The organism is Pseudomonas sp. ADAK21, assembly GCF_012935735.1.
Lineage (GTDB): Bacteria > Pseudomonadota > Gammaproteobacteria > Pseudomonadales > Pseudomonadaceae > Aquipseudomonas > Aquipseudomonas proteolytica.
Genome location: NZ_CP052857.1, coordinates 2173100 through 2191950, shown reverse-complemented (window position 1 = coordinate 2191950; position 18851 = coordinate 2173100). Strand labels below are relative to the sequence as shown.

17 protein-coding genes are annotated in these 18851 nt (G+C 61.9%); 5 read left to right on the top strand and 12 right to left on the bottom strand.

Features of this window, described 5'->3' with window-relative positions; translation table 11 throughout:
* Window positions 1–38: 38 nt before the first annotated feature.
* Complete coding sequence (locus HKK57_RS10030; protein ID WP_029298808.1) at window positions 39–281, bottom strand: DUF2789 domain-containing protein; 243 nt, start codon at window positions 279–281, stop codon at window positions 39–41.
* A 148-nt stretch (window positions 282–429) separates the two neighbouring features.
* On the opposite strand from HKK57_RS10030, the gene HKK57_RS10025 reads away from it, so the two are divergent.
* The 5 genes from HKK57_RS10025 to HKK57_RS10005 all read left to right on the top strand — a co-directional run bounded on the left by HKK57_RS10025 (window position 430) and on the right by HKK57_RS10005 (window position 5458).
* Entirely contained in the window at window positions 430–2586 is a 2157-nt protein-coding gene (locus tag HKK57_RS10025; protein ID WP_169390103.1) for an outer membrane assembly lipoprotein YfiO, read from the top strand.
* The gene (locus tag HKK57_RS10020) at window positions 2583–3296 is read left to right on the top strand and encodes a DUF3142 domain-containing protein (protein WP_169390102.1); all 714 of its coding nucleotides are present in this window, start codon (window positions 2583–2585) and stop codon (window positions 3294–3296) included. Before HKK57_RS10025 ends, HKK57_RS10020 begins: the two co-directional genes overlap by 4 nt.
* A 70-nt stretch (window positions 3297–3366) precedes the next feature.
* A complete protein-coding gene (locus HKK57_RS10015; protein ID WP_169390101.1) occupies window positions 3367–4092 on the top strand; it encodes a hypothetical protein in 726 nt (241 codons plus the stop codon).
* A complete protein-coding gene (locus HKK57_RS10010; RefSeq protein WP_237150399.1) occupies window positions 4089–4793 on the top strand; it encodes a hypothetical protein in 705 nt (234 codons plus the stop codon). The genes HKK57_RS10015 and HKK57_RS10010 overlap by 4 nt, the downstream gene beginning before the upstream one ends.
* Window positions 4790–5458 (top strand): protein phosphatase 2C family protein, encoded by a 669-nt coding sequence (locus tag HKK57_RS10005; protein WP_169390100.1) that lies wholly within the window; start codon window positions 4790–4792, stop codon window positions 5456–5458. Before HKK57_RS10010 ends, HKK57_RS10005 begins: the two co-directional genes overlap by 4 nt.
* Before the next feature lie 72 nt (window positions 5459–5530).
* On the opposite strand, the gene HKK57_RS10000 is transcribed toward HKK57_RS10005, so the two are convergent.
* From HKK57_RS10000 to HKK57_RS09950, 11 genes are all read right to left on the bottom strand, one after another.
* Window positions 5531–7984 carry a TonB-dependent siderophore receptor gene (locus tag HKK57_RS10000; protein WP_169390099.1) on the bottom strand — a complete coding sequence of 818 codons (2454 nt, stop codon included), beginning with the start codon at window positions 7982–7984 and terminating at the stop codon, window positions 5531–5533.
* Window positions 7985–8119: 135 nt separating this feature from the next.
* Window positions 8120–9076, bottom strand: a complete 957-nt coding sequence (locus HKK57_RS09995; protein WP_169390098.1) for a FecR domain-containing protein — start codon at window positions 9074–9076, stop codon at window positions 8120–8122.
* A complete protein-coding gene (locus HKK57_RS09990; RefSeq protein ID WP_029298794.1) occupies window positions 9073–9582 on the bottom strand; it encodes a sigma-70 family RNA polymerase sigma factor in 510 nt (169 codons plus the stop codon). The genes HKK57_RS09995 and HKK57_RS09990 overlap by 4 nt, the downstream gene beginning before the upstream one ends.
* Window positions 9583–9735: 153 nt before the next feature.
* Window positions 9736–11172 carry an efflux transporter outer membrane subunit gene (locus HKK57_RS09985; protein ID WP_169390097.1) on the bottom strand — a complete coding sequence of 479 codons (1437 nt, stop codon included), beginning with the start codon at window positions 11170–11172 and terminating at the stop codon, window positions 9736–9738.
* The gene (locus HKK57_RS09980; RefSeq protein WP_029298789.1) at window positions 11169–12227 is read right to left on the bottom strand and encodes an HlyD family secretion protein; all 1059 of its coding nucleotides are present in this window, start codon (window positions 12225–12227) and stop codon (window positions 11169–11171) included. The genes HKK57_RS09985 and HKK57_RS09980 overlap by 4 nt, the downstream gene beginning before the upstream one ends.
* 25 nt (window positions 12228–12252) lie before the next feature.
* Window positions 12253–13788, bottom strand: coding sequence for an MFS transporter (locus HKK57_RS09975; protein ID WP_092232585.1), 1536 nt, complete (start codon window positions 13786–13788; stop codon window positions 12253–12255).
* Between the two features lie 232 nt (window positions 13789–14020).
* Window positions 14021–14941: a LysR family transcriptional regulator gene (locus tag HKK57_RS09970; RefSeq protein ID WP_092232583.1), complete on the bottom strand. Its 921-nt coding sequence runs from the start codon at window positions 14939–14941 to the stop codon at window positions 14021–14023.
* Window positions 14942–15040: 99 nt separating this feature from the next.
* On the bottom strand, window positions 15041–15889 hold the full coding sequence (locus tag HKK57_RS09965; protein WP_169390096.1) for an ABC transporter permease: 849 nt from the start codon (window positions 15887–15889) through the stop codon (window positions 15041–15043).
* Between the two features lie 12 nt (window positions 15890–15901).
* Window positions 15902–16753: an ABC transporter ATP-binding protein gene (locus tag HKK57_RS09960; protein ID WP_029298781.1), complete on the bottom strand. Its 852-nt coding sequence runs from the start codon at window positions 16751–16753 to the stop codon at window positions 15902–15904.
* A 1-nt stretch (window position 16754) separates the two neighbouring features.
* Window positions 16755–17780 carry an ABC transporter substrate-binding protein gene (locus HKK57_RS09955; RefSeq protein WP_169390095.1) on the bottom strand — a complete coding sequence of 342 codons (1026 nt, stop codon included), beginning with the start codon at window positions 17778–17780 and terminating at the stop codon, window positions 16755–16757.
* Between the two features lie 14 nt (window positions 17781–17794).
* Window positions 17795–18679 carry a TauD/TfdA dioxygenase family protein gene (locus HKK57_RS09950; RefSeq protein ID WP_029298777.1) on the bottom strand — a complete coding sequence of 295 codons (885 nt, stop codon included), beginning with the start codon at window positions 18677–18679 and terminating at the stop codon, window positions 17795–17797.
* Window positions 18680–18851 lie beyond the last annotated feature (172 nt).

Below are 18851 nucleotides of genomic sequence, written 5' to 3'. Positions count from 1 at the left end.
CACGCCATCGTTACCGACCTTCGCGAGCAAGCTCGCTCCTACAGGCGACTGCGGCGCAACCGCACATTCAGTTCATCCACCACGTGCGCCCAATCCGCATCCTCGAGGATTTCCTCGCGCAAAAAAGCCTTCTGGCTGTCCGTCCAGAAAAACGCATCTTCCAATTTCAATTCCGCCTTGAGCGGCGAATGCACGGCAACAAAACGCTCAATGCTGAGGGCGTCATCGGGCAACCCAAGCTGTTTGAACAATGACGGCAGACTGTGAACAGGCGATTCCATGACAACTCCAAAACCAGGTAATTGCCCACAGTCTAGACCGATAAAACTCAGCGAATGGCTGCCACCGGTGCAACATCTTGCAATGTTCACGCTATCATCTTCACCTTTGCCCAGCGGCATTCGCGGACTCCCGGAATAAGGACAATTCATGCGCATCGGTCTTCTGTCATCCCTGGCCCTGGCACTGTGTGCCGGCGTTTCCCTGCAGGCCCAGGCCAGTGGCGACGACTCCTGCTACCCCGACTGGCGCGTCTCCCAGGATTCGCTGACCGCCTGTAGCAACATGCCTTTTCTGAGCCCCGGCAATGACAGCCGGACCAACCTGCGCCTATTGCTCGCGGCGAAAAAGAACGCGCCCCTGACCCCCAATGCACTGGGCGAAGATGACCTGGCCCAGGGCTTTGGCCCGGTCCCGTTCCCGGTGTATCGCCTGGTGCCCCGCCCTCCCGAGGGGCAGGCGCCTGAGGAAAAAGGCGCGGAGCTTGCGCAGCTGCTGGCCTCGCTGGGCATCCAGCGCGAGGCCACGGCAGCGGCAGGCGATCAGTTTTTGTGGGGCGAAGGCAGCCGCTGTCGCAGCAACAATGTGCAGAGCGCCACCGAATTTGTACGCCAAGTGATCAAGGCCGATGTGCCGACGAATGAGCGGGTGCTGCTGGCCAATGCACGCCTGAAATTGCTTGGCACCTGCGACTGGCAGGGCGAAGTGCTGCTCGAACCCCAGTTGATTGCATCCACCCAGGGCCGTGAACTGACCACCTACCTGCTTGCCGCTGCCGACTTTTACAGCGGGCGCTTTGTGTATGCCGAGCGTGGGTTTGCCGCCGTCACCGTGACCACGTTGCCATGGCTGAAGGAAACGGCGGTGTACATGATCGCCCGCGCGTCGCTCAACCATGCCCAGGAAAACGCCTTCGATGAATACGGCCTGCCCCAGCGCCAGGCTGTGGATAAGTTGGCCCTGGATGAAGCCGAGCACAGTTTTCTCAGCTACCTGAAGACTTATCCACAGGGCGACTACGCGGCCTCCGCTCGCGGCCTGCTGCGTCGGGTCCATTGGCTGGCCGGCGATGCGGCCAAGCTGGCCGACGACTACGCCTGGCAACTGACCGAGGCCAGCGATGCCGAGCGCAATGGGTCTATCGATGAACTGGTGGAAGAAACCGACAACAAGCTGCTGACCAGCTACGCCGAGACCATCCGCAACCCGCTGTTGCTGGCGATCAACGATCTGATGTGGATGCGCGCCAACAACCCGCCCAAGCTGACCCGCGCCACCCTCGACGCCCAGAAGGCTGCATTTGCCAACGAGCCGGCGTTGTACGACTACCTGCAGGCGGCGTTTGCCCTGTATGTCGAGCACCAGCCGAACACGGCGCTGAAACATCTGCCGCCAGCGCTGCCAGCGAGCCTGGATTACTTGGCATTCAGCCAGCAAACCCTGCGCGGCCTGGCCCTGGAAGCCAAGAACGACTGGAAAGGCGCAGAAACGCTGTGGCTGCAACTGCTGCCACTGGCCAAGCAACCGTTGCAGCGCGAGCAACTGGAATTGGCCCTGGCGATGAACTACGAACGCAGCGGCCAATTGGCCAAGGTGTTCGCCGCCGACTCGCCGATCCAGACTGCGCAAGTGCGCTATATCCTGCTACGCAGCGTCGCCGGCCCCGAGTTGCTGCGCCAGCAGATCAGCCAGGCCAGCGACCCGCTGGAGCGCCGTACCGCGCAATTTGTATTGCTTTACAAAGACCTGTTGCGCGGCCAGTTCGCGACTTTTGCCGAGGATTTGCAGCAACTGCCGGCCTCGCCTGCCGCAGATAAAATCGGCACTAGCCTGGGCTATGTGTACGACGGTGGCCAGGCGCTGACCTTGTTCCGCTGGAGCGGCGACAAGGCGCCGTCCGGCTACACCTGCCCGACCATCGCGCAAACCGCCAGCACCTTGCAAAACGACGCGAAAAACCCACACGCCCTCAACTGCCTGGGTGAGTTCATCCTGCGCAACGGCCTGGACGGCATGCCCCTGGAAGAGGCGCGCTCGGCCGGCAGCCTGGGCAGTACCGCATCGGGTTTCAGCGGTGAAACCTTCTCGCGGCTCGATGGCTACAAACAGGTGATCGCCAACCCCAAGGCGCCCCGGGACGACAAGGCTTATGCGCTATTCCGGGCGATCAACTGCTATGCACCTTCAGGCTATAACAGCTGCGGTGGCGAAGACGTCGACAAAGCGGTGCGCAAAGGCTGGTTCCGCCAGTTGAAAACCGGGTTTGCCGACACGCAGTGGGGCAAGTCGCTGCAGTACTACTGGTGAAACACCTGTGGCTAGGCTTGCTGCTGTTGGCAAGCCCGGCCTTCGCCACCGTCGACGCCCACGACTATGACGCTTTCTGGTTGTGGAGCGGCGTCGCCCCACAGCCGGTGCTCAAGCAGGCCAAGACCCTGTACATCCTCCAGGGCCAGATCAATTCGACCCGCCGCCAACCCAGCCTTGGCGTGCAGTTCATCGCCCAGGGCATGAGCGTGCCGCGCATCCGCCAGGGTGAGGTGTGGGTGGTCTACCGCGCCCACACCCTGCGTTGGCCAGAGCCGGTCTACACGAAATTGCTCGGGCAGGTGCAACGTTGGCGTGCAGCGGGTAACCCGGTGGTGGGCATCCAGATCGACTTCGATGCCCGCACCCAATACCTGCACGAATACGCCGACTTCCTCAAGGGCCTGCGCCAGCGCCTGCCAAGGGATTTGCGCCTGAGCATCACCGGCCTGATGGACTGGAGCAGCAACGCCGACCCGGCCGCCATCGCACAGCTCAACGGCGTAGTGGATGAAGTGGTGGTGCAGACCTACCAGGGGCGCCATAGCATCCCGGACTACGCGGCGTACCTGCCACGGATGAACCGGCTGGGGCTGCCGTTCAAGATCGGCTTGATCCAGGGCGGGGATTGGCAGGAGCCGGAGTATTTGCAGGAGAGTGAGTGGTTTCGCGGGTATGTGGTGTTTTTGCAGAATCCACCAGATCCTTGACACCTGCGCAAAATCCATGCAATAGATTGTCCACAGTCCATGGACAGTGGACGGAGAGGACTGGATCAAAATGAAAAGTCAAGACATCGTAATCCTCTTTAAGTTGATCAGCCTAAACCTCCAAGCCGAAGGAGAGCGGGTCAAAAAGCGCAATTTCACTGTGAGTCTTGATCTTGAAGAGGCCATGGATCTGGTGCCGATTGATTCCCGGGATTATCTGGATCGCTTCCTTGACCTGCGCATGCAGGGGAATATCGAAAAAATCGACCTCTCACAGGGCCAGCATTGGGAGGGATGGGAAGATATTGATGAGGATTCGATCGCACCGAATATGGAAAGCTATTCCGTACGAGCGCTCGCAGCTTCGCTGGCGTTAAGTAAAAGTGAGGTTTCCAACTCACTGAATCGCTGCCGTGACATTGGCCTTATTCATGCAGACCGCCTGAGCGGCCAGCCGATTGTCAGGGCCGTGGCTCTTCTGGACTTTGTAAAATATGGTGTGCGTTATGTGTTCCCTGCCAAGCCAGGTCCTATCGTGCGAGGCATCCCCACAGCATTTGCCGCTCCGATTATGGCCGGCAAAGTCATGACTGGCGGCGACCTCATTCCCGTATGGCCAGACGCTTACGGAAAGAACAAAGGTCAGGAAATCACCCCCTTGTATAAAACGGTTCCTGGAGCCGTGAAAAAAGACGAACTGCTTTATCATTTTCTAGCTCTCGTAGACGCCATTCGTATTGGAGGCCCGCGAGAAACCAAGGTCGCAGATGCCATGCTGCGAGAGTGGATCCTGTGAACTCAACCAAAGCAATGATGCTGCTGATGCTTGAAGAGGTCGCCCAAGCGCTGGGCGAAGAGCTGAGGAGCCAGGTGGCCTTTGTCGGGGGATGTACAACCGTCCTGCTGATCACCGATGAATACACTCAAGAATCAATTCGCGGCACCGACGATGTGGACCTGGTCATTCAACTGAGCAGCACTGGCGAGTGGTATCGACTGGAAGAAAGACTCAAATCCCAAGGTTTCAAGAACACCGGCCAGGACACTGTCACCTGTCGCTTGCGATTAGGTGCCCTGAAGGTGGACTTCATGCCGACTGACGAAAAGGTACTGGGCTTCTCCAATGCCTGGTTCGTGGGAGGTCTGGAGAATGCCATCAATCACCAACTGCCAAATGGCACTTGGATCAAGGTGTTTGCGGCCCCCTGGTTTCTTGCGGCGAAGCTGCAGGCTTATCAGGGTCGGGGTCATGGCGATGTGCTGATGTCCAACGATATTGAAGACATCGTTGCCCTGCTGGATGGCCGCGAAGAACTGCTTGAGGAAACAAAACCGGCGCCTGCTGCATTGCGGCGCTTCGTCAGCGAACAACTCGCCGCATTGCTGAGCTTCACAGCCTTCCATGATGTCATCCAGAGCACGGCCCAAAACGCCGAGCGCGAATCGCTGATTCACGAGCGCATCAATAAGCTGATTGCAGATGGGACATACGCTTGAATCTACATTCGAGCGCCACCCGACAAGGAACCGGAAGAACAGAAAACCGCGATGTCACAGGCTCTGCGTACAACAGCGGCACGTACCTCTACGTGATAGCAGACGGCACCTCCAGGCCCGACAGTAACAAGTTGGCAACAGCTCTGACTTGCGGCCTTCTCAAGTCTTTTTCCAACGCAAGGCCATCAAGCTTATCTTGCCTCGACACAGCCCTTGAATTAACGCTGTCCTCACTCAGCGCAATACGCTCAACACTCTGCCCTGAATACCCCTTTGCATCAGCCAGTTACCTCGTTTTACTGGTGCTTGGCGATACTGCTATTTCAATACATGCAGGGGACTGTTGCCTGGGATTGATTGATAAAGAAAAAAACCTGAAGTGGCTGACAGCGCCCCACTGCGGCCCCAACTGGAAGGGGAACCTGAGCCACGCCTTCATCGCCAACAGCCCGGCCCGCAAAACGCTGCTCAACTGCATGAGCCACCGCAGGCCACATGAGCCACAGGTTCAATCCTTGAGAGTTCTGCCTGACACCCGATGGATTTTGGCTACCGACGGTTTTTGGGCCGAACTCTCTCCCACACACCAGTTCAAAGCGATAGAAAACTCCAGTCTTGAAGGCTACCCAGGTGAGGATGATTGCACCTTTATGCTGCTAGCTTAGAGGCGGCGCATCCTTCAAGTGCTGAATGACACGCCGCTATCGCCGGCAAGCCGGCTCCTACAGGGTTGTGCCTTACCAGTCGTAGGTCAGGCTCGAGACCACCGTGCGCCCTTCGCCGTAGTAGCAGTCCAGGTCACTGGTGCACTGCGACACATAGGTTTTATTGGCAAGGTTCTGCACATTCATCGCCAGCTTCACGCCTTTGAGCTTGAGGGGCGAGGCGCCCAGGTCGTAGCTCAGGCTGGCATCGTAGACGGTGTAGGACGGCACCGTGAAGGCGCCGACAAAATAGTCACCCATGCTGCTGCGCGAGTAGCGGGCACCCAGGCCTGCGCCGAGGCCGGCCAGGGGGCTGTCGCCGATCACCGTATAGTTGACCCACAACGCCGCCGTCAGGGGTGAGATGCCCGCCGGGTGGCGGCCTTCGCGACCTTCGTCGTCCTTGGTGTACTTGATGTCGTTGCGCGCGGCCGAAGCGACCACATCCCAAGCGTCGCTCAGCACCGCCTTGGCTTCGAACTCGACGCCGCGCGAACGCATGGCCCCGCTCTGGCTGCTGACGTAGCTGAGCGGATTGGCCGTCAGGATATTTTCCTGGTCCAGTTGGTAGACCGAGACCTGCACAAAACTTTCCTGGCCCGGCGGCTGGTACTTCACGCCGACCTCATACTGGTTACCGGTGGACGGGTCGAAGGGCTTCTTGTTGGCATCGAGGCCGGACAGCGGCAGGAAGGATTCCGAGTAGCTGATAAACGGCGCCAGGCCGTTATCGAACAGGTATACCAGGCCCGCGCGCCCCGTGAATGCCTGGTCCTTGCTGCTGGTGCGGTCGCCGCTCAGCGGCACCTTGTTGACCACGTTGGCCCAGTCATAACGCCCGCCCAGCACCAGCGCCCACTTGTCCCACTTGATCTGGTCCTGCACATACAGGCCGGTCTGGGTGATGGTGTTGTCCCAGCGGTACGGCTGGCCAAAATTCAGCGGCTGGCCGTAGACCGGCGTGAACAGGTCGATGATCGGCGGATTGCGGTCATAGAGGCCGAGGAACTTGGAATTGAAATGGTAGTAGTCCAGGCCCACGATCAGGGTGTGGGAGAACTCGCCAGTGTTGAACTCGGCCTGGGCGATGTTATCCACGCCGATGACTTTGTTGTTCTGCCGCCAATCCACACCAAAGCGCTGCAGGTAGCGTTGATCCATGGCGCCGGTGGCCGGGTTGGCGACAAACCGATAGCCGTGCAACGGCGCCACGTAGCGGTCGTCCACTTCGGCATAGCGCGCGTTTTGCTTGAGGGTCCAGGTGTCGTTCAAACGATGGGACAACTCGTAGCCGAAGGCGACCTGTTCGCGGTTGTATTTGTTGACGCCTGGCTCACCGATAAACAGATCACGGTCGATCTTGCCGTTCGGGTTTTTCCAGATCGTCCCGGAGGCCGGCAGCCCCTGGGCTTCGGGCACGCCCTTGTCTTTCTGATATTGGGCGAAGAGGGTCAGGCTGGTGTCGTCATTGGGTCGCCACGTCAGGCTGGGCGCGATGAATTGGCGCTTGTTTTCGAAGTAGTCGATCTCGCCCTGTTCGTCCTTGAGTCGTCCAGTAAGGCGATAGAAGAATTGGCCTTGGTCATCCAACGGGCCACTGAGGTCGAGGGCCGCGCTCTTGTGCTCGTAGGTGCCGGCTTCGAGCACCACCTGGCGCACCGGCGTCTCGCTGGGGCGCTTGCTGACCATATTGACGATGCCGCCCGGCTGGTTGTGCCCGTACAGCACCGATGCCGGGCCCTTGAGCACTTCGATGCGCTCCAGGGAATAGGGCTCGATCTGCAACGCACCGCCGGTACTGCCACCGCCGTACGGCAAGTGCAGGCCGTCGAGGTACAGGGGCGTTGGCGAGAAACCGCGGGAGGTCGGCTCATCGAACAGCTTCACCCGGTCGGAAAAACCACCGGCGCTCATGCCTGGGGTGTAGAGCAACGCCTGGGTCACGCTTTGCGCACCGCGCGCCTTGATTTCGGCGGCGGTGATGACGTTGATGGTCTGGGGGATTTCCACCAGTGCCGCATCGGTCTTGCTGCCCGTGGCGCTACGCATGGCGACGATGCCGTCGACCGGGCCCCAGGCGTTCTCCTGGGCCTGCTGGGCGCTGATCCGCGTCGCGCCCAATTGCACCGAGCCGTCCCCCGAAATCGCCTGCACCGACCAGCCACCCGCGGATTGCATCGCCACCAGGCCGCTGCCCGCCAACAACTGCTCCAATCCAGGCCCGGTGGCATAGCGACCTTGCAAGCCAGGGCTGCGTTTGCCAGAAGTCAGTGCCGCGTCCACCGAGAGCAAAATCCCCGAGGCGCTGGCGAAACGGTTCAACGCCTGGTCCAGGCTGCCGGCGGGGATGTTGTATTGGCGCAAGGCTTCGCCGGCGCTCTCCTGGGCCTGAACCATGGTCGGGACGACCGGTACAGTCGCCAGCACACTGATAAACAGGCCACGGCGCAGGGCGCGGGCCAGAGGTTGGATTGGGTGGTGCGGCATTGCAGGACTCCCCCGTGAGAACGCTTCTTGATTGGCTTTCAAGAGGTATCCCGCACGGGATTGGAAAACCGACAAAAGAAAATCAGATTTTTTTCAAAGACCTGTAGGAGCCGGCTTGCCGACGATGGCGGTGTGTCAGGCCCTGGGTTTGATGGTGACCCAGTAACGGGTCACCGCCTGTGCCTGCACCGGTAGCGAGCGCTCCAGCGCTGCGAGGATGGCGTCGGTGTCATTCAGGGGAAATACGCCCGTCAGCAGCAGGTCCGACACCGATTCATCGCAACGCAAAACCCCTGGCCGATAGCGGCTCAGTTCAGCGACAAAGCGCCCTAGCGGCTGGCGCTCGGCGATCAGGCGATTCTGGGTCCAACTGCTGGCGTTGGCATCCAGCGCGGTCACCGCCGAGGTCTGGGTTGCGCTGAACCACAGGCTGTCCCCCGCGTTCATCAGCACTGGCACCCCCTGCACCGGGCGCACCTGCACGCGCCCTTCATACAGATCAACGCGGCTACCGTCGTCCAGTTCGCGCACGGCAAACCGGGTGCCCAGAGCCTGGATATCGCCGGCGGCGGTCTCGACGATCAACGGGCGGGATGGGTCGTGGCCGCTGGTCAGTAGGATCTCGCCACGAATCAGGCGGATGCGCCGCTCAGTGGCACTGAAGCGCAGGTCGATGGCGCTGTCGCTGTTGAGGTCCAGGTGGGTGCCGTCGCTCAAGGTCAGGTGGCGAATCTCGCCGGTGGCGGTGCGATGCTCGGCAAAGGCCGCCTGCCAGGGCTGGCTGCCCTGGACCCAATAACCGCTGCCACCGGCCACCAGCAGCAACCCGAGCAGTTTCAACGCGGCCCGACGCTGGGGGTCTGGCGCGTCGCGCAACACCGCACGGGCGCTGTCGGCGGGCACGCCGCCCAAGGTCTGCTGTAACTGCTGCAAACGCTGCCAGGCGCGGCGATGCTCCGGGTCGGCAGCCTGCCAATGGGCAAAGGCCTGGCGCTGGGCCCCGTCGAATTCGCCGCCCCATTGCAGCATTAACCACTCGCTGGCCTGCTCGACCACAGCCGGGGCGATCGGCGCGTCATGGCGGGCTCTCATTCTTCGTAGGCCACCTGGTAGCAGGCGATGATCGCGCGGGTCATATACTTCTGCACCGAGCTGATTGTCACCCCCAGGCGTTCGGCGATCTGCGCGTAGGTCAGGCCTTCGAACTGCGACAACAGGAACGCGCGGCGCACGTTCTCGGGCATGCGGTCGAGCATGGCGTCGATCTGCATCAGGGTTTCGAGGATCAGGGCGCGGGTCTCCAGTGACGGCGACTGCGGCTCGGGCAAGTGCGCGATGCTTTCCAGGTAGGCGCGTTCGATGCGCAGGCGCCGCCATTGGTCGATCACCAGGTTGCGCGCGATCTGCGTCAGGTAGCTGCGGCTTTCCTTGGCCCCGGGAAAACGCCCGGACACCAACAGGCGCAGGAACGTGTCCTGGGCCACATCGGCGGCGTGCTCACGGTCGCCCAGGCGCTTGCGCAGCCAGCCTTGCAGCCAGCCATGATGGTCGCGGTACAGGAGATGAAGCTGTTGCTGGCCGTCAGTCGCGGTGTCCATGAATCGCTCGGATACATTATTGAGAGCAATTATCATTACAGCTTGTGTCGCGACTGGCAAAATCTTTGTTTTCAGAGCCCCTGGATTGTGCCCCGCAGGCTTATTGTGGTGAGCCGGTTCAACACAACAAGCCCATTACCAAACCAACAGGATCTAGCTGGACAACGGGTACACCGACTCCCAGCCTCCACCCAGTGCCTTGTACAGGCCGACCATGGCCAGGGACACGCCGGTGGAGCTTTCCACCCATTGTTCCTGGGTCGCCAGCAAGGCGCTCTGCACCGTGAGCACGTTGACGAAATCCACCACCCCTTCGACGTACTGGTGCTGCGCGGTGTCCAGGGCGATCTGGTTCTGGCGCACCGCTTCGGCGAGGCTGTCGCGCCGCAGTTGGCTGGCGTTGTAGCGGGTCAACTGGTCGTCGATCTCATGCCAGGCGCGCAGCACGGTCTGCTGGTAAGCCAGAGCCGCTTCCTGCTGCTGGGCCTCGCGCAGGTCGAGCATGCCTTGCAGGCGGCCACCGTTGAACAGCGGCAGGCTCAGCGACGGGCCGAAGGCAAAGGTGCGTGAACCCCAGGAGCCCAGATCCGACAATTGCATGGCCTGGGAACCGAGGCTGCCCGACAGGGTGATACGCGGGTAGAAGTCACCCTTGGCCACGCCAATGCTGGCGGTCGCCGCATGCAGGCGTGCTTCGGCCTGGCGGATGTCCGGGCGGCGCTGTGCCAGTTGCGACGGCAGGCCAATCGCAACCTGGCGCTGGGTCTGGGGCACTGCGCCGTCCGGCGACAGTTGCGCATGCAAGGCTTGCGGCGCCTGGCCCATCAACAGGCTCAGGGCGTTGATCAACTGGTCCTGGCGCTGCTGCAAATCCGGCAGTCGCGCTTCGATGGCGGCCACTTGCGCAGCGGCTTCAGCGACATCCAGGTGGGTCGCCACGCCATCGGCCAAACGCAGCTGCGAGAGTTTCAGGCTACGGCGCGCCACGTCGAGGTTTTGCTCGGTGACCGCACGGGTGCTTTGCACGCCGCGCAGTTGGATGTAGTCCTGGGCGGTCTCGGCCAGCACCGACAGGAGTACGCTGCGGCGGTCGTTTTCGGCCACTTGCAGGGTGGCGTCGGCAGCTTCGGTTTCGCGCCTTACCCGGCCCCAGAAATCCAGCTCCCAGGAAGCGGCAAAACCGGCGTCCCACAGGTTGAAGGCCGAACGGCCGTTGTTGCCGGACGGGTCGCTCAGGCCATTGGCGCTGTTGCGTTTGCGGCCGTAGTTGCCATCGGCGCTGACCTCTGGATAGCGCCCGGCGGTCGTCACCTGGCGCACCGCACGGCTCTGTTGCAGGCGGCTGCTGGCCAGTTTCAAGTCGAGGTTGTCGCTCAGTGCCCGGCGCACCAGGGCCGACAGTTGCCGGTCGTGGAACACGTCCCACCACTGTTCTTCCAACGGGTCGCTGACCGCGCGGCTGGCGGCCTGGCGGCCCTGGGGCTCGGCCCATTGCGTCGCCGACTGGGTGTCGGGCCGCTTAAAGTCCGGGCCGACGGTGCAAGCGCCCAGGCTGATCATGCTCAGAGTAAGCAGCGCGAGTTTTCTCATTGCTGCGCCACCTCACGTTGCTGCGCACTGGGCTGGGTATTGACGCTGGCCTCCACCGACATACCGACCCGCAGGCGATGAATATGCGCCTGCCCTGGTTCCAGGAGGATTTTCACCGGAATACGCTGCACCACCTTGGTGAAGTTGCCGGTGGCGTTGTCTGGCTTGACCGAGGCGAAGGTCACGCCCGTGGCCGGCGCCAGGCTTTCCAGGTGGCCCTGGAGCACTTCACCGTCGAGGCTGTCGACCCGCACTTCAACCGTTTGGCCGGCATGCATGTGGGACAGTTGGTTTTCCTGGAAATTGGCCACCACATACGCGTCGGCCAGCGGCACCACGGCGAGGATCTTGCTGCCGGGTGTGACAAAGGCCCCGACCCGCACCGCACGCTCGCCGACCATGCCGTCCACCGGCGCGACGATGCGTGTGTACGACAGCTGATAGCTGGCCATTTCCAGCGCGGCCTGGGCCCGCTTCAAACCGCCTTCAGCTGCATCGCGCTGGGCCGTGAGGATTTCCACCTGCTTGCGTTCGGCGGCCAGTACCGCTGTGGCGTTGGCCAGGCGCGCATTGGCCTGGTCGATGCGGGTCTTGGCTTGCTGGGCGTTCTGCACAGTGCCGGCGCCGACACCGGCAAGGTGGTTGTAGCGGCTCAATTCGTGTTCGGCAAAGGCCACTTCGGCGCGATCGGCGGCCACGGTGGCCTGGGCCTGGGCGATCACCGAGCTTTGCCGCTCAAGGGTGGCTACTGCGTTTTTCAGTTGGGCCTGGGCCATCAGGGTCTCGGCATCGGCTGCCTGGGCGGCGGCGCGCAAGTCGCGGTCATCGATCAGCGCCAGCAACTGCCCGGCCTTGACCTGTTGGTTGTCCTCTACCAGCACCTCTTTGATAAACCCGGCCACCCGTGGCGCCACCAGGGTGTAGTCGGCAGCGACGAAGGCGTCGTTGGTGGTCTGGCGCTTGCTGCCAAACACGCCCGGCGCCAGCAGGTACACCAGCACGCCCACGGCGCACACGGCGATAACAGTCACGGCAATCTGGTCTTTACGTTTCATGGGAATCCTTTGTTTCAGTCAACAATCAGGCGGGTGCGCGCGGCGGGAAAATCCGCGTCGGCATCCAGAAAATCAGCAGGATCAACGCCACCGCGACACCGGCCATGACGTAATAGAGATCCGAAGACGTCAGCACCACGGCCTGCTGGTGCAGCCGATGGGCCAGGCCCGTGGCATCGCCGTCGGCCAGGGGCGAGTTACCCAGGGCGTCCACCAACATGGTCGAGTGGAAATGCAGGCGGTGGGTGGTCAGTACCTCGATCACGCCGGTGGCGACCACGGCGGCCAGGCCCTTGACCGTGTTGAACCAGGCCGAGGCAAACGGCCCGTCGGTGGGCACGATGCTGCCGGTAGACAGCATCAACAGCGGCAACACCGCCATCGGCTGCCCGAAAATCTGCAGCAGTTGCAGCACGTAGAACTCGTCCCGGATCCACGCCGAGGTCAGTTGCGCGCCACCGATACACGAGAGGGTCAGCATGCCCAGGCCAATCCCCAGCACCCAGCGGCAATCCACCCAGCGCAGGTTGCACAGGGCCGCTACCAGCGGCAGGGCGATCAACTGCGGCAGGGCCATGACCAGCATTACCGGCGCGGTCTGCAGCGGCCGATAGCCCTGCACCTGCGCCAGGTAACTGGACGGCAGGATGATCACCGCCTGCAGCACCACCAGCACCCCGGCCAGCACGATCAAGGCAAACGACAGGTTGCGCAGGCCGAGCATCTGCAACTTGAAGAACGGCATCGGGTGTGACCATTCATTGATCATGAACAGCACCAGCAACAGCACCCCGCCCACCAGCAGCGTGGTGATCAGCGGCGACTCGAACCAGTCCAGGCGATTGCCCTGCAAGATGCCGATCACCAGCATGCAGATCGCCGGGAACCCCAGCAGCAGGCCGCGCCAGTTGAATTGCTTGAGGCGCTCCAGGCGCAACGGGTCCTGGGGCAGGCCGTAGGCCACGGCGGCCATCGCCAGCAGGCACGGCGCGACGATCTGCCAGAACGCCCACTGCCAACCGACATATTCGGTCCACAGCGCCGCCAGCGGTGTGCCAAGGCTGGGGCCGAAGGTAGCGGTCAGGGCGTAGCCGGCCAGGCCGTAGAGTTTGACGTTGGCCGGCAAAAAGCGCAGGGCCACGGTCATCAGCATCGGCGGTAGAGCGCCACCGGCCAGGCCTTGCACGGTACGCAACAGCAGCAGGCTTTCGTAGTTCGGTGCCAGGGGGCACAGCACCCCCAGCAGGGTAAACAGGCCGATGGCCCACAGGGTGAAGCGGCGCAGCGAAAACGTCACCGAACACCACGGCGCAAAGGCCATGGCCGAGACGGAGGTGGCCGTGTAGGCGGCAACCAGCCAGGTGCCTTCGTCAAACCCGATGTACAGCGCACCGCGGATATCGGCGAGGGCGACCTTGGTCACCATTTCGTTCAGGCCCGAAACCAGAACCGCCAGCAGCACGCCGACCAGGCCGATGATGATCCGCGGGCCAAACACAGGGGGGCTGACGGCGGCGGGTTTGGCTGCAGCCAAGGGAGCGGGGGCAGCGAGGGAAGTCATGAAGGTACAACTCGGAAATAGAATACCCGAGCAGTTTAATAAGGCTTAGACATGACGAAAACTGACTTATGGGAAGGTTATAACTGCATAAGACGCAATGATTGAATGTGGGAGCTGGCTTGCCTGCGATAGCGGTGTATCAGTGACAGATGCCTTAGCTGACACACCCCTATCGCAGGCAAGCCAGCTCCCACACAAGCTAGGCCAGCTCCACACATTTGGATCGAAGTTGTCAGGTGGGCTGGGCTTCGCGCCAGGTGGCCGCGCAGCTTTCGCGCATGGTTTCACGCAGCCATTTGTGCGCCGGGTCTTTGTCGAAACGCGGGTGCCAGGCCTGGGTCAGCACCAGGGTCGGCAGGGAGATCGGCAAGGTGAATGCGCGCAGCGGCAGTTTCAGGCGATTGGCGCTGTACAGCGCTTCCTTGGGCACCGGCAGGATCAGGTCGGAGTCGGGCAGCATGAACATCGCGCCGTGAAACCCTGGCGCGATCATCGCCACCCGGCGTTCCAGGCCCTGGGCATTGAGGGCGGTGTCGATCGGCCCACGGGCAATACCGCGCCGGGAAATGCTGATATGGGAGTAGCTGGCAAAGCGCGCGGCGGTGATTTCTTCGTCGAACAGCGGGTGGCCTTCGCGGGCCAGGCCGACGAAGGTGGTGGAGAACAGGTTCTGCACCTTCACTTCCGGGGTGATCGGCATGGTGTTGCCGACGCGCAAGTCCAGGCGCCCTTCGCGCAGGGCTTCGTCGTCGCTGTCGCCTTCGGGGACGAACCGCAGCTCGCAATGGGGTGCCATCCGCTCCATGGTGTCGAACAACCGCCCGCCATACACGCCGACAAAAAAGTCATTGGCGCGCACGCTGAAGCGCCGGCGCAGGGTGCTCAGGTCGACTTCATCCGCCGAACGAAACAACAACGCCGCCTGCTCCACCACATTGCGTACCTGGCCTTGCAACTCCAGGGCTTTGGGCGTAGGCACCAGGCCGCGCCCGGCGCGCACCAGGATCGGATCGCCCACCGCTTCGCGGATGCGCGTCAGGGTTCGGCTCATGGCGGCCGGGCTGAGGTTCATCCGCCGCGCGGCGCCCACCACGCTGCCCTCGTCGAGCAAAGCGTCGAGGGCCACCAACAGGTTCATATCCGGTAATTGCATGCCAAGCACTCATGATGGGTTTGGAGTACAGCGCACGCAATCGTAGCAGGCTTTACCGGTACTGCCCGGTGGCGAGGGGCTCCAGGCCCCCGCAAGGGTTTATCGCTGCATGCCCCAGCGCTTCACGGTGACGCGCTCCAGGGTGTCGAACACCAGGTTCTCTACGAGCAGGCCGATAAGGATCACCACCGCCAGCCCCGCGAAGACCTTGTCGGTGTACAGCTCGTTGCGGTTCTGGAAGATGTACCAGCCCAGGCCACCCTTGCCGCTGGTCGCGCCGAACACCAGTTCGGCGGCGATCAGCGTACGCCAGGCAAAGGCCCAGCCAATCTTCAGCCCGGCGAGGATCGACGGCAACGCCGCCGGAATCAGGATAAACAGCACAAAGCGCATGCCCTTGAGGCCGTAGTTGCGACCGGCCATGCGCAGGGTTTCCGACACGCCCATGAATCCCGAGTAAGTGTTGAGTGCCAGGGCCCACAGCACCGAGTGCACCAACACAAAAATCAGGCTGTTCTGCCCCAGGCCAAACCACAGCAACGCCAATGGCAGCAGGGCAATCGCCGGCAGCGGGTTGAACATCGAGGTCAGGGTGCTCAGCAGGTCACGGCCCATCTGGGTCGAAACCGCCAACGTGGTCAGGGCGAATGCCAGGACAATCCCGATCAGGTAGCCCTTGAGCAGCACCACCAGCGAGATACTGACCTTACCCAACAGCTCGCCACTGGCAATACCGTCGTAGAAGGCGTGGAAGGTCTGCAGGAAACTGGGCAGCAGCAGGTCGTTTTTCTGATAGCGCGCCGCTGCTTCCCAGAGGAGCGCCAGCACGATCAGGATCAAGCCTTTGCGCAACCAGCCTTGTTGCCACAGGCGCTGGCGCAGGGGTAAGGCACGCTCCACGGGCACGCCGGGCAGCGGTTGCAGGGTGATTTCATATTCCTGGCGCATGGGCACAGTCCTTCAATAAGCGATGCGGATATCGGCGAAATCCAACTCGGTTTCTGCCTCGGGCGTTTCATCGAACAACAGGCGATGAATACGCCGCGCCGACGCCTGGAACTCCACACCGCCAAGGCTGTGCAGGTCATATTGATGGCTATGGATTTCGGCGCGCACACGCCCTGGATGGGGCGACAGCAGCAGGATGCGGTTACCCACCACCAAGGCCTCTTCGATGGAGTGGGTGACGAACAGCAAGGTAAAACGCACCTCCTCCCACAGCAGCAGCAACTCCTCTTGCATCTTGCGCCGGGTCAGGGCGTCGAGGGCGGCGAACGGTTCGTCCATCAGCAGGATTTTCGGCTGCATGGCCAATGCCCGGGCAATCGCAACGCGAGCCTTCATGCCACCGGACAGGGTGTGGGGATAGGCGTCGGCAAAGGCGCTCAAGCCGACCTTGTCGAGGTAATACAACGCCCGTTCTTCGGCCTCGCGACGCTTGAGGGTCTTGGACGCCAGCAGCGGGAACATCACGTTCTGCTTGACGGTTTTCCACGGCGGCAACTGGTCGAACTCCTGGAACACCACGATGCGATCCGGGCCCGGCTGCTCGACCTTCTGCCCTACCAGGCGAATTTCGCCTTCGCAGGGTTTGATAAAACCGGCTACCGCCTTGAGCAGCGTGGACTTGCCGCAGCCCGAAGGCCCCAGCAGTACAAAACGGTCGGCCGGATCGATCTCGAAACTGACCTGGTGGGTGGCCCGCACTACCCGTTCGGGCGTGCGGTATTCAAGGCTGACGTGATCCACCGAGAGCAGCGCCTCAGTGGTGTTCAGGTTGCTGGCCGTGTGGCCTTGCAAGGGTGCGTTCATCTCAGCTCCCTTGCAGCGGCTTGGCATCCTGGAAGAAGTAATCCTTCCACGACTCGGGTTTGTTCTTGATCGCGCCCACGCGGTAGAGGAACTCGGCCAGCGGGTAGGTGTTTTTCGGGGTGACGCTGAATTCGAATTGCGGGTTGTCGATAATTTTCAGCAGCGCGACACGGTCGATCTTGGCCTTGGTCACGCGGATGTAGGTGTCGGCAGCGGCGCCCTTGTCGTTCTGCGCAAACTGCGCGGCCTCGGTCAGTGCATCGATAAAGGCCTTGTAGGTTTTCGGGTTGTCGTTGCGAAACTTCTCGGTGGCGAACAGCACGGTCGGTGAGTTCGGCCCCAACAGGTCATAGGTGTTGAGCACCACATGCACGTTCGGGTTGGCCAGGGCCTGGTCCTGGAACGGCGGGTTGGAGAAGTGCCCGGTCAGCTCGGTACCGCCGGCGATCAGCGCAGCCGTGGCGTCCGGGTGCGGGACGGCGATGGTGTATTTATCCAGGCGATTGAATTCCTTGTCGCCCCATTGCTTGGCCGCCGCGTATTGCAGGAACCGCGACTGCACGGAAACCCCCACGGCCGGTACCGCGATGCGATCTTTTTCGGTGAAGTCGGCGATGGTCTTGACCTTGGGGTTGTTGCTGACCAGGTAGTAAGGGAAGTTGCCCAGGGAAGCCACGGCCTTGACGTTCTGCTTGCCGTGGGTGCGGTCCCAGATGGTCAGCAGCGGGCCGACACCGGCGCCGGCAATGTCGATGGAGCCAGACAGCAGCGCGTCATTGACCGCCGCACCTCCGGACAATTGGGTCCAGTCGACCTTGATGTCGATACCTTCCTGCTTGCCGTATTTTTCGATCAGGTTCTGGTCGCGCACCACATTGAGCAGCAAGTAAACGATGCCGAACTGCTCGGCAATGCGAATCTCGCCTTCGGCCTGGGCGACGGCGGGAGCAACCAAACTGCCGGCCAACAGGCTGACGCCAAGGCCAACGGTCGCGGCCAATCGTGCAAAGGGGGTTTTCCTGGACATGGTCATGCTCCGAATCAGAAGGGGGCGTCGCCCTGGATGGTGGTGCGAAACAGTTTGCGACGCAGGTGGCTGGGGCAACCGGCGGCCAGGTGGATCAGCGAGCGGTTGTCCCAGAACACCAGGTCGTGGGGCTGCCAGCTGTGGCGGTAGATGTTGTGCGGGTGGATGCTGTGGGCGAAGAGTTGGGCCAGCAGGTCGCGGCTTTCGTCTTCGGGCAGGCCGACGATACGGGTGGTGAAGCCTTCGCTGACGAACAGCGCCTGGCGCCCGTTTTCCGGGTGAGTACGCACTACCGGGTGCACCACTTCGGCGACCTGGGCCAGTTGTTCGGGGGTCAGGGTCGGGCGCCAGTTGCCTTCGAATTTGGTTTCGCTGTAGCGCGCGGTGTACGAATGCGCAGCGCTGCGACCTTCCACGGCCTTGCGCAGATGCTCGGGCAACTGGTCCCAGGCTTTGTGCATGTCGGCAAACAGCGTGTCGCCGCCTTCGGACGGCAGTTCCTGGGCGTGGAGCATCGAGCCCAGGCTCGGCAGTTCCTTGTATGAGAGGTCCGAGTGCCAGAATTTGCCCGCGTCGCCCAGGCCGATGGACTGGCCGTTTTCGATGATGTTGGAAACGATGAGGATTTCCGGGTGGTTGGCCAGCAGAAACTGTTTGAGCACATGGATCTGCAACACGCCGAAGCGGCGGCTGAAGGCGATCTGTTGCTCGGGGGTGATGCGCTGGTCGCGGAACACCACCACATGGTGGTCCAGGTGCGCACGGTGGATGCGGGCGAAGTCCTGGTCGTTGACCGGGCGCGACAGATCCAGGCCAATGATCTCGGCGCCTACGCTGCCGGGGAATGGGCGGATGTCGAAGGTTTGGGCGGTGGATAAGGCGGCTGTGGCGGTGGACATGTGATCACTCCCTGGCAGTCAGGAGAGTGACTTTATAGATATAAGAATTGGAATTTAAATACCGTTAGAGAATAACGATATGGCCTTTTTGCGGCAGGGCCTGGGGGATGGGGTGGGGTTGAGGGCCCCATCGCAGGCAAGCCAGCTCCCACATTGAACGGCGTACGCGGTC

Excerpts from the sequence above, each read along its gene's own strand:
- HKK57_RS10030 (WP_029298808.1), bottom strand. The coding sequence starts at position 281 with ATGGAATCGCCTGTTCACAGTCTGCCGTCATTGTTCAAACAGCTTGGG.
- HKK57_RS10025 (WP_169390103.1), top strand. The coding sequence starts at position 430 with ATGCGCATCGGTCTTCTGTCATCCCTGGCCCTGGCACTGTGTGCCGGC.
- HKK57_RS10015 (WP_169390101.1), top strand. The coding sequence starts at position 3,367 with ATGAAAAGTCAAGACATCGTAATCCTCTTTAAGTTGATCAGCCTAAAC.
- HKK57_RS10000 (WP_169390099.1), bottom strand. The coding sequence starts at position 7,984 with ATGCCGCACCACCCAATCCAACCTCTGGCCCGCGCCCTGCGCCGTGGC.
- HKK57_RS09995 (WP_169390098.1), bottom strand. The coding sequence starts at position 9,076 with ATGAGAGCCCGCCATGACGCGCCGATCGCCCCGGCTGTGGTCGAGCAG.
- HKK57_RS09990 (WP_029298794.1), bottom strand. The coding sequence starts at position 9,582 with ATGGACACCGCGACTGACGGCCAGCAACAGCTTCATCTCCTGTACCGC.
- HKK57_RS09985 (WP_169390097.1), bottom strand. The coding sequence starts at position 11,172 with ATGAGAAAACTCGCGCTGCTTACTCTGAGCATGATCAGCCTGGGCGCT.
- HKK57_RS09980 (WP_029298789.1), bottom strand. The coding sequence starts at position 12,227 with ATGAAACGTAAAGACCAGATTGCCGTGACTGTTATCGCCGTGTGCGCC.
- HKK57_RS09975 (WP_092232585.1), bottom strand. The coding sequence starts at position 13,788 with ATGACTTCCCTCGCTGCCCCCGCTCCCTTGGCTGCAGCCAAACCCGCC.
- HKK57_RS09970 (WP_092232583.1), bottom strand. The coding sequence starts at position 14,941 with ATGCAATTACCGGATATGAACCTGTTGGTGGCCCTCGACGCTTTGCTC.
- HKK57_RS09965 (WP_169390096.1), bottom strand. The coding sequence starts at position 15,889 with ATGCGCCAGGAATATGAAATCACCCTGCAACCGCTGCCCGGCGTGCCC.
- HKK57_RS09960 (WP_029298781.1), bottom strand. The coding sequence starts at position 16,753 with ATGAACGCACCCTTGCAAGGCCACACGGCCAGCAACCTGAACACCACT.
- HKK57_RS09955 (WP_169390095.1), bottom strand. The coding sequence starts at position 17,780 with ATGTCCAGGAAAACCCCCTTTGCACGATTGGCCGCGACCGTTGGCCTT.
- HKK57_RS09950 (WP_029298777.1), bottom strand. The coding sequence starts at position 18,679 with ATGTCCACCGCCACAGCCGCCTTATCCACCGCCCAAACCTTCGACATC.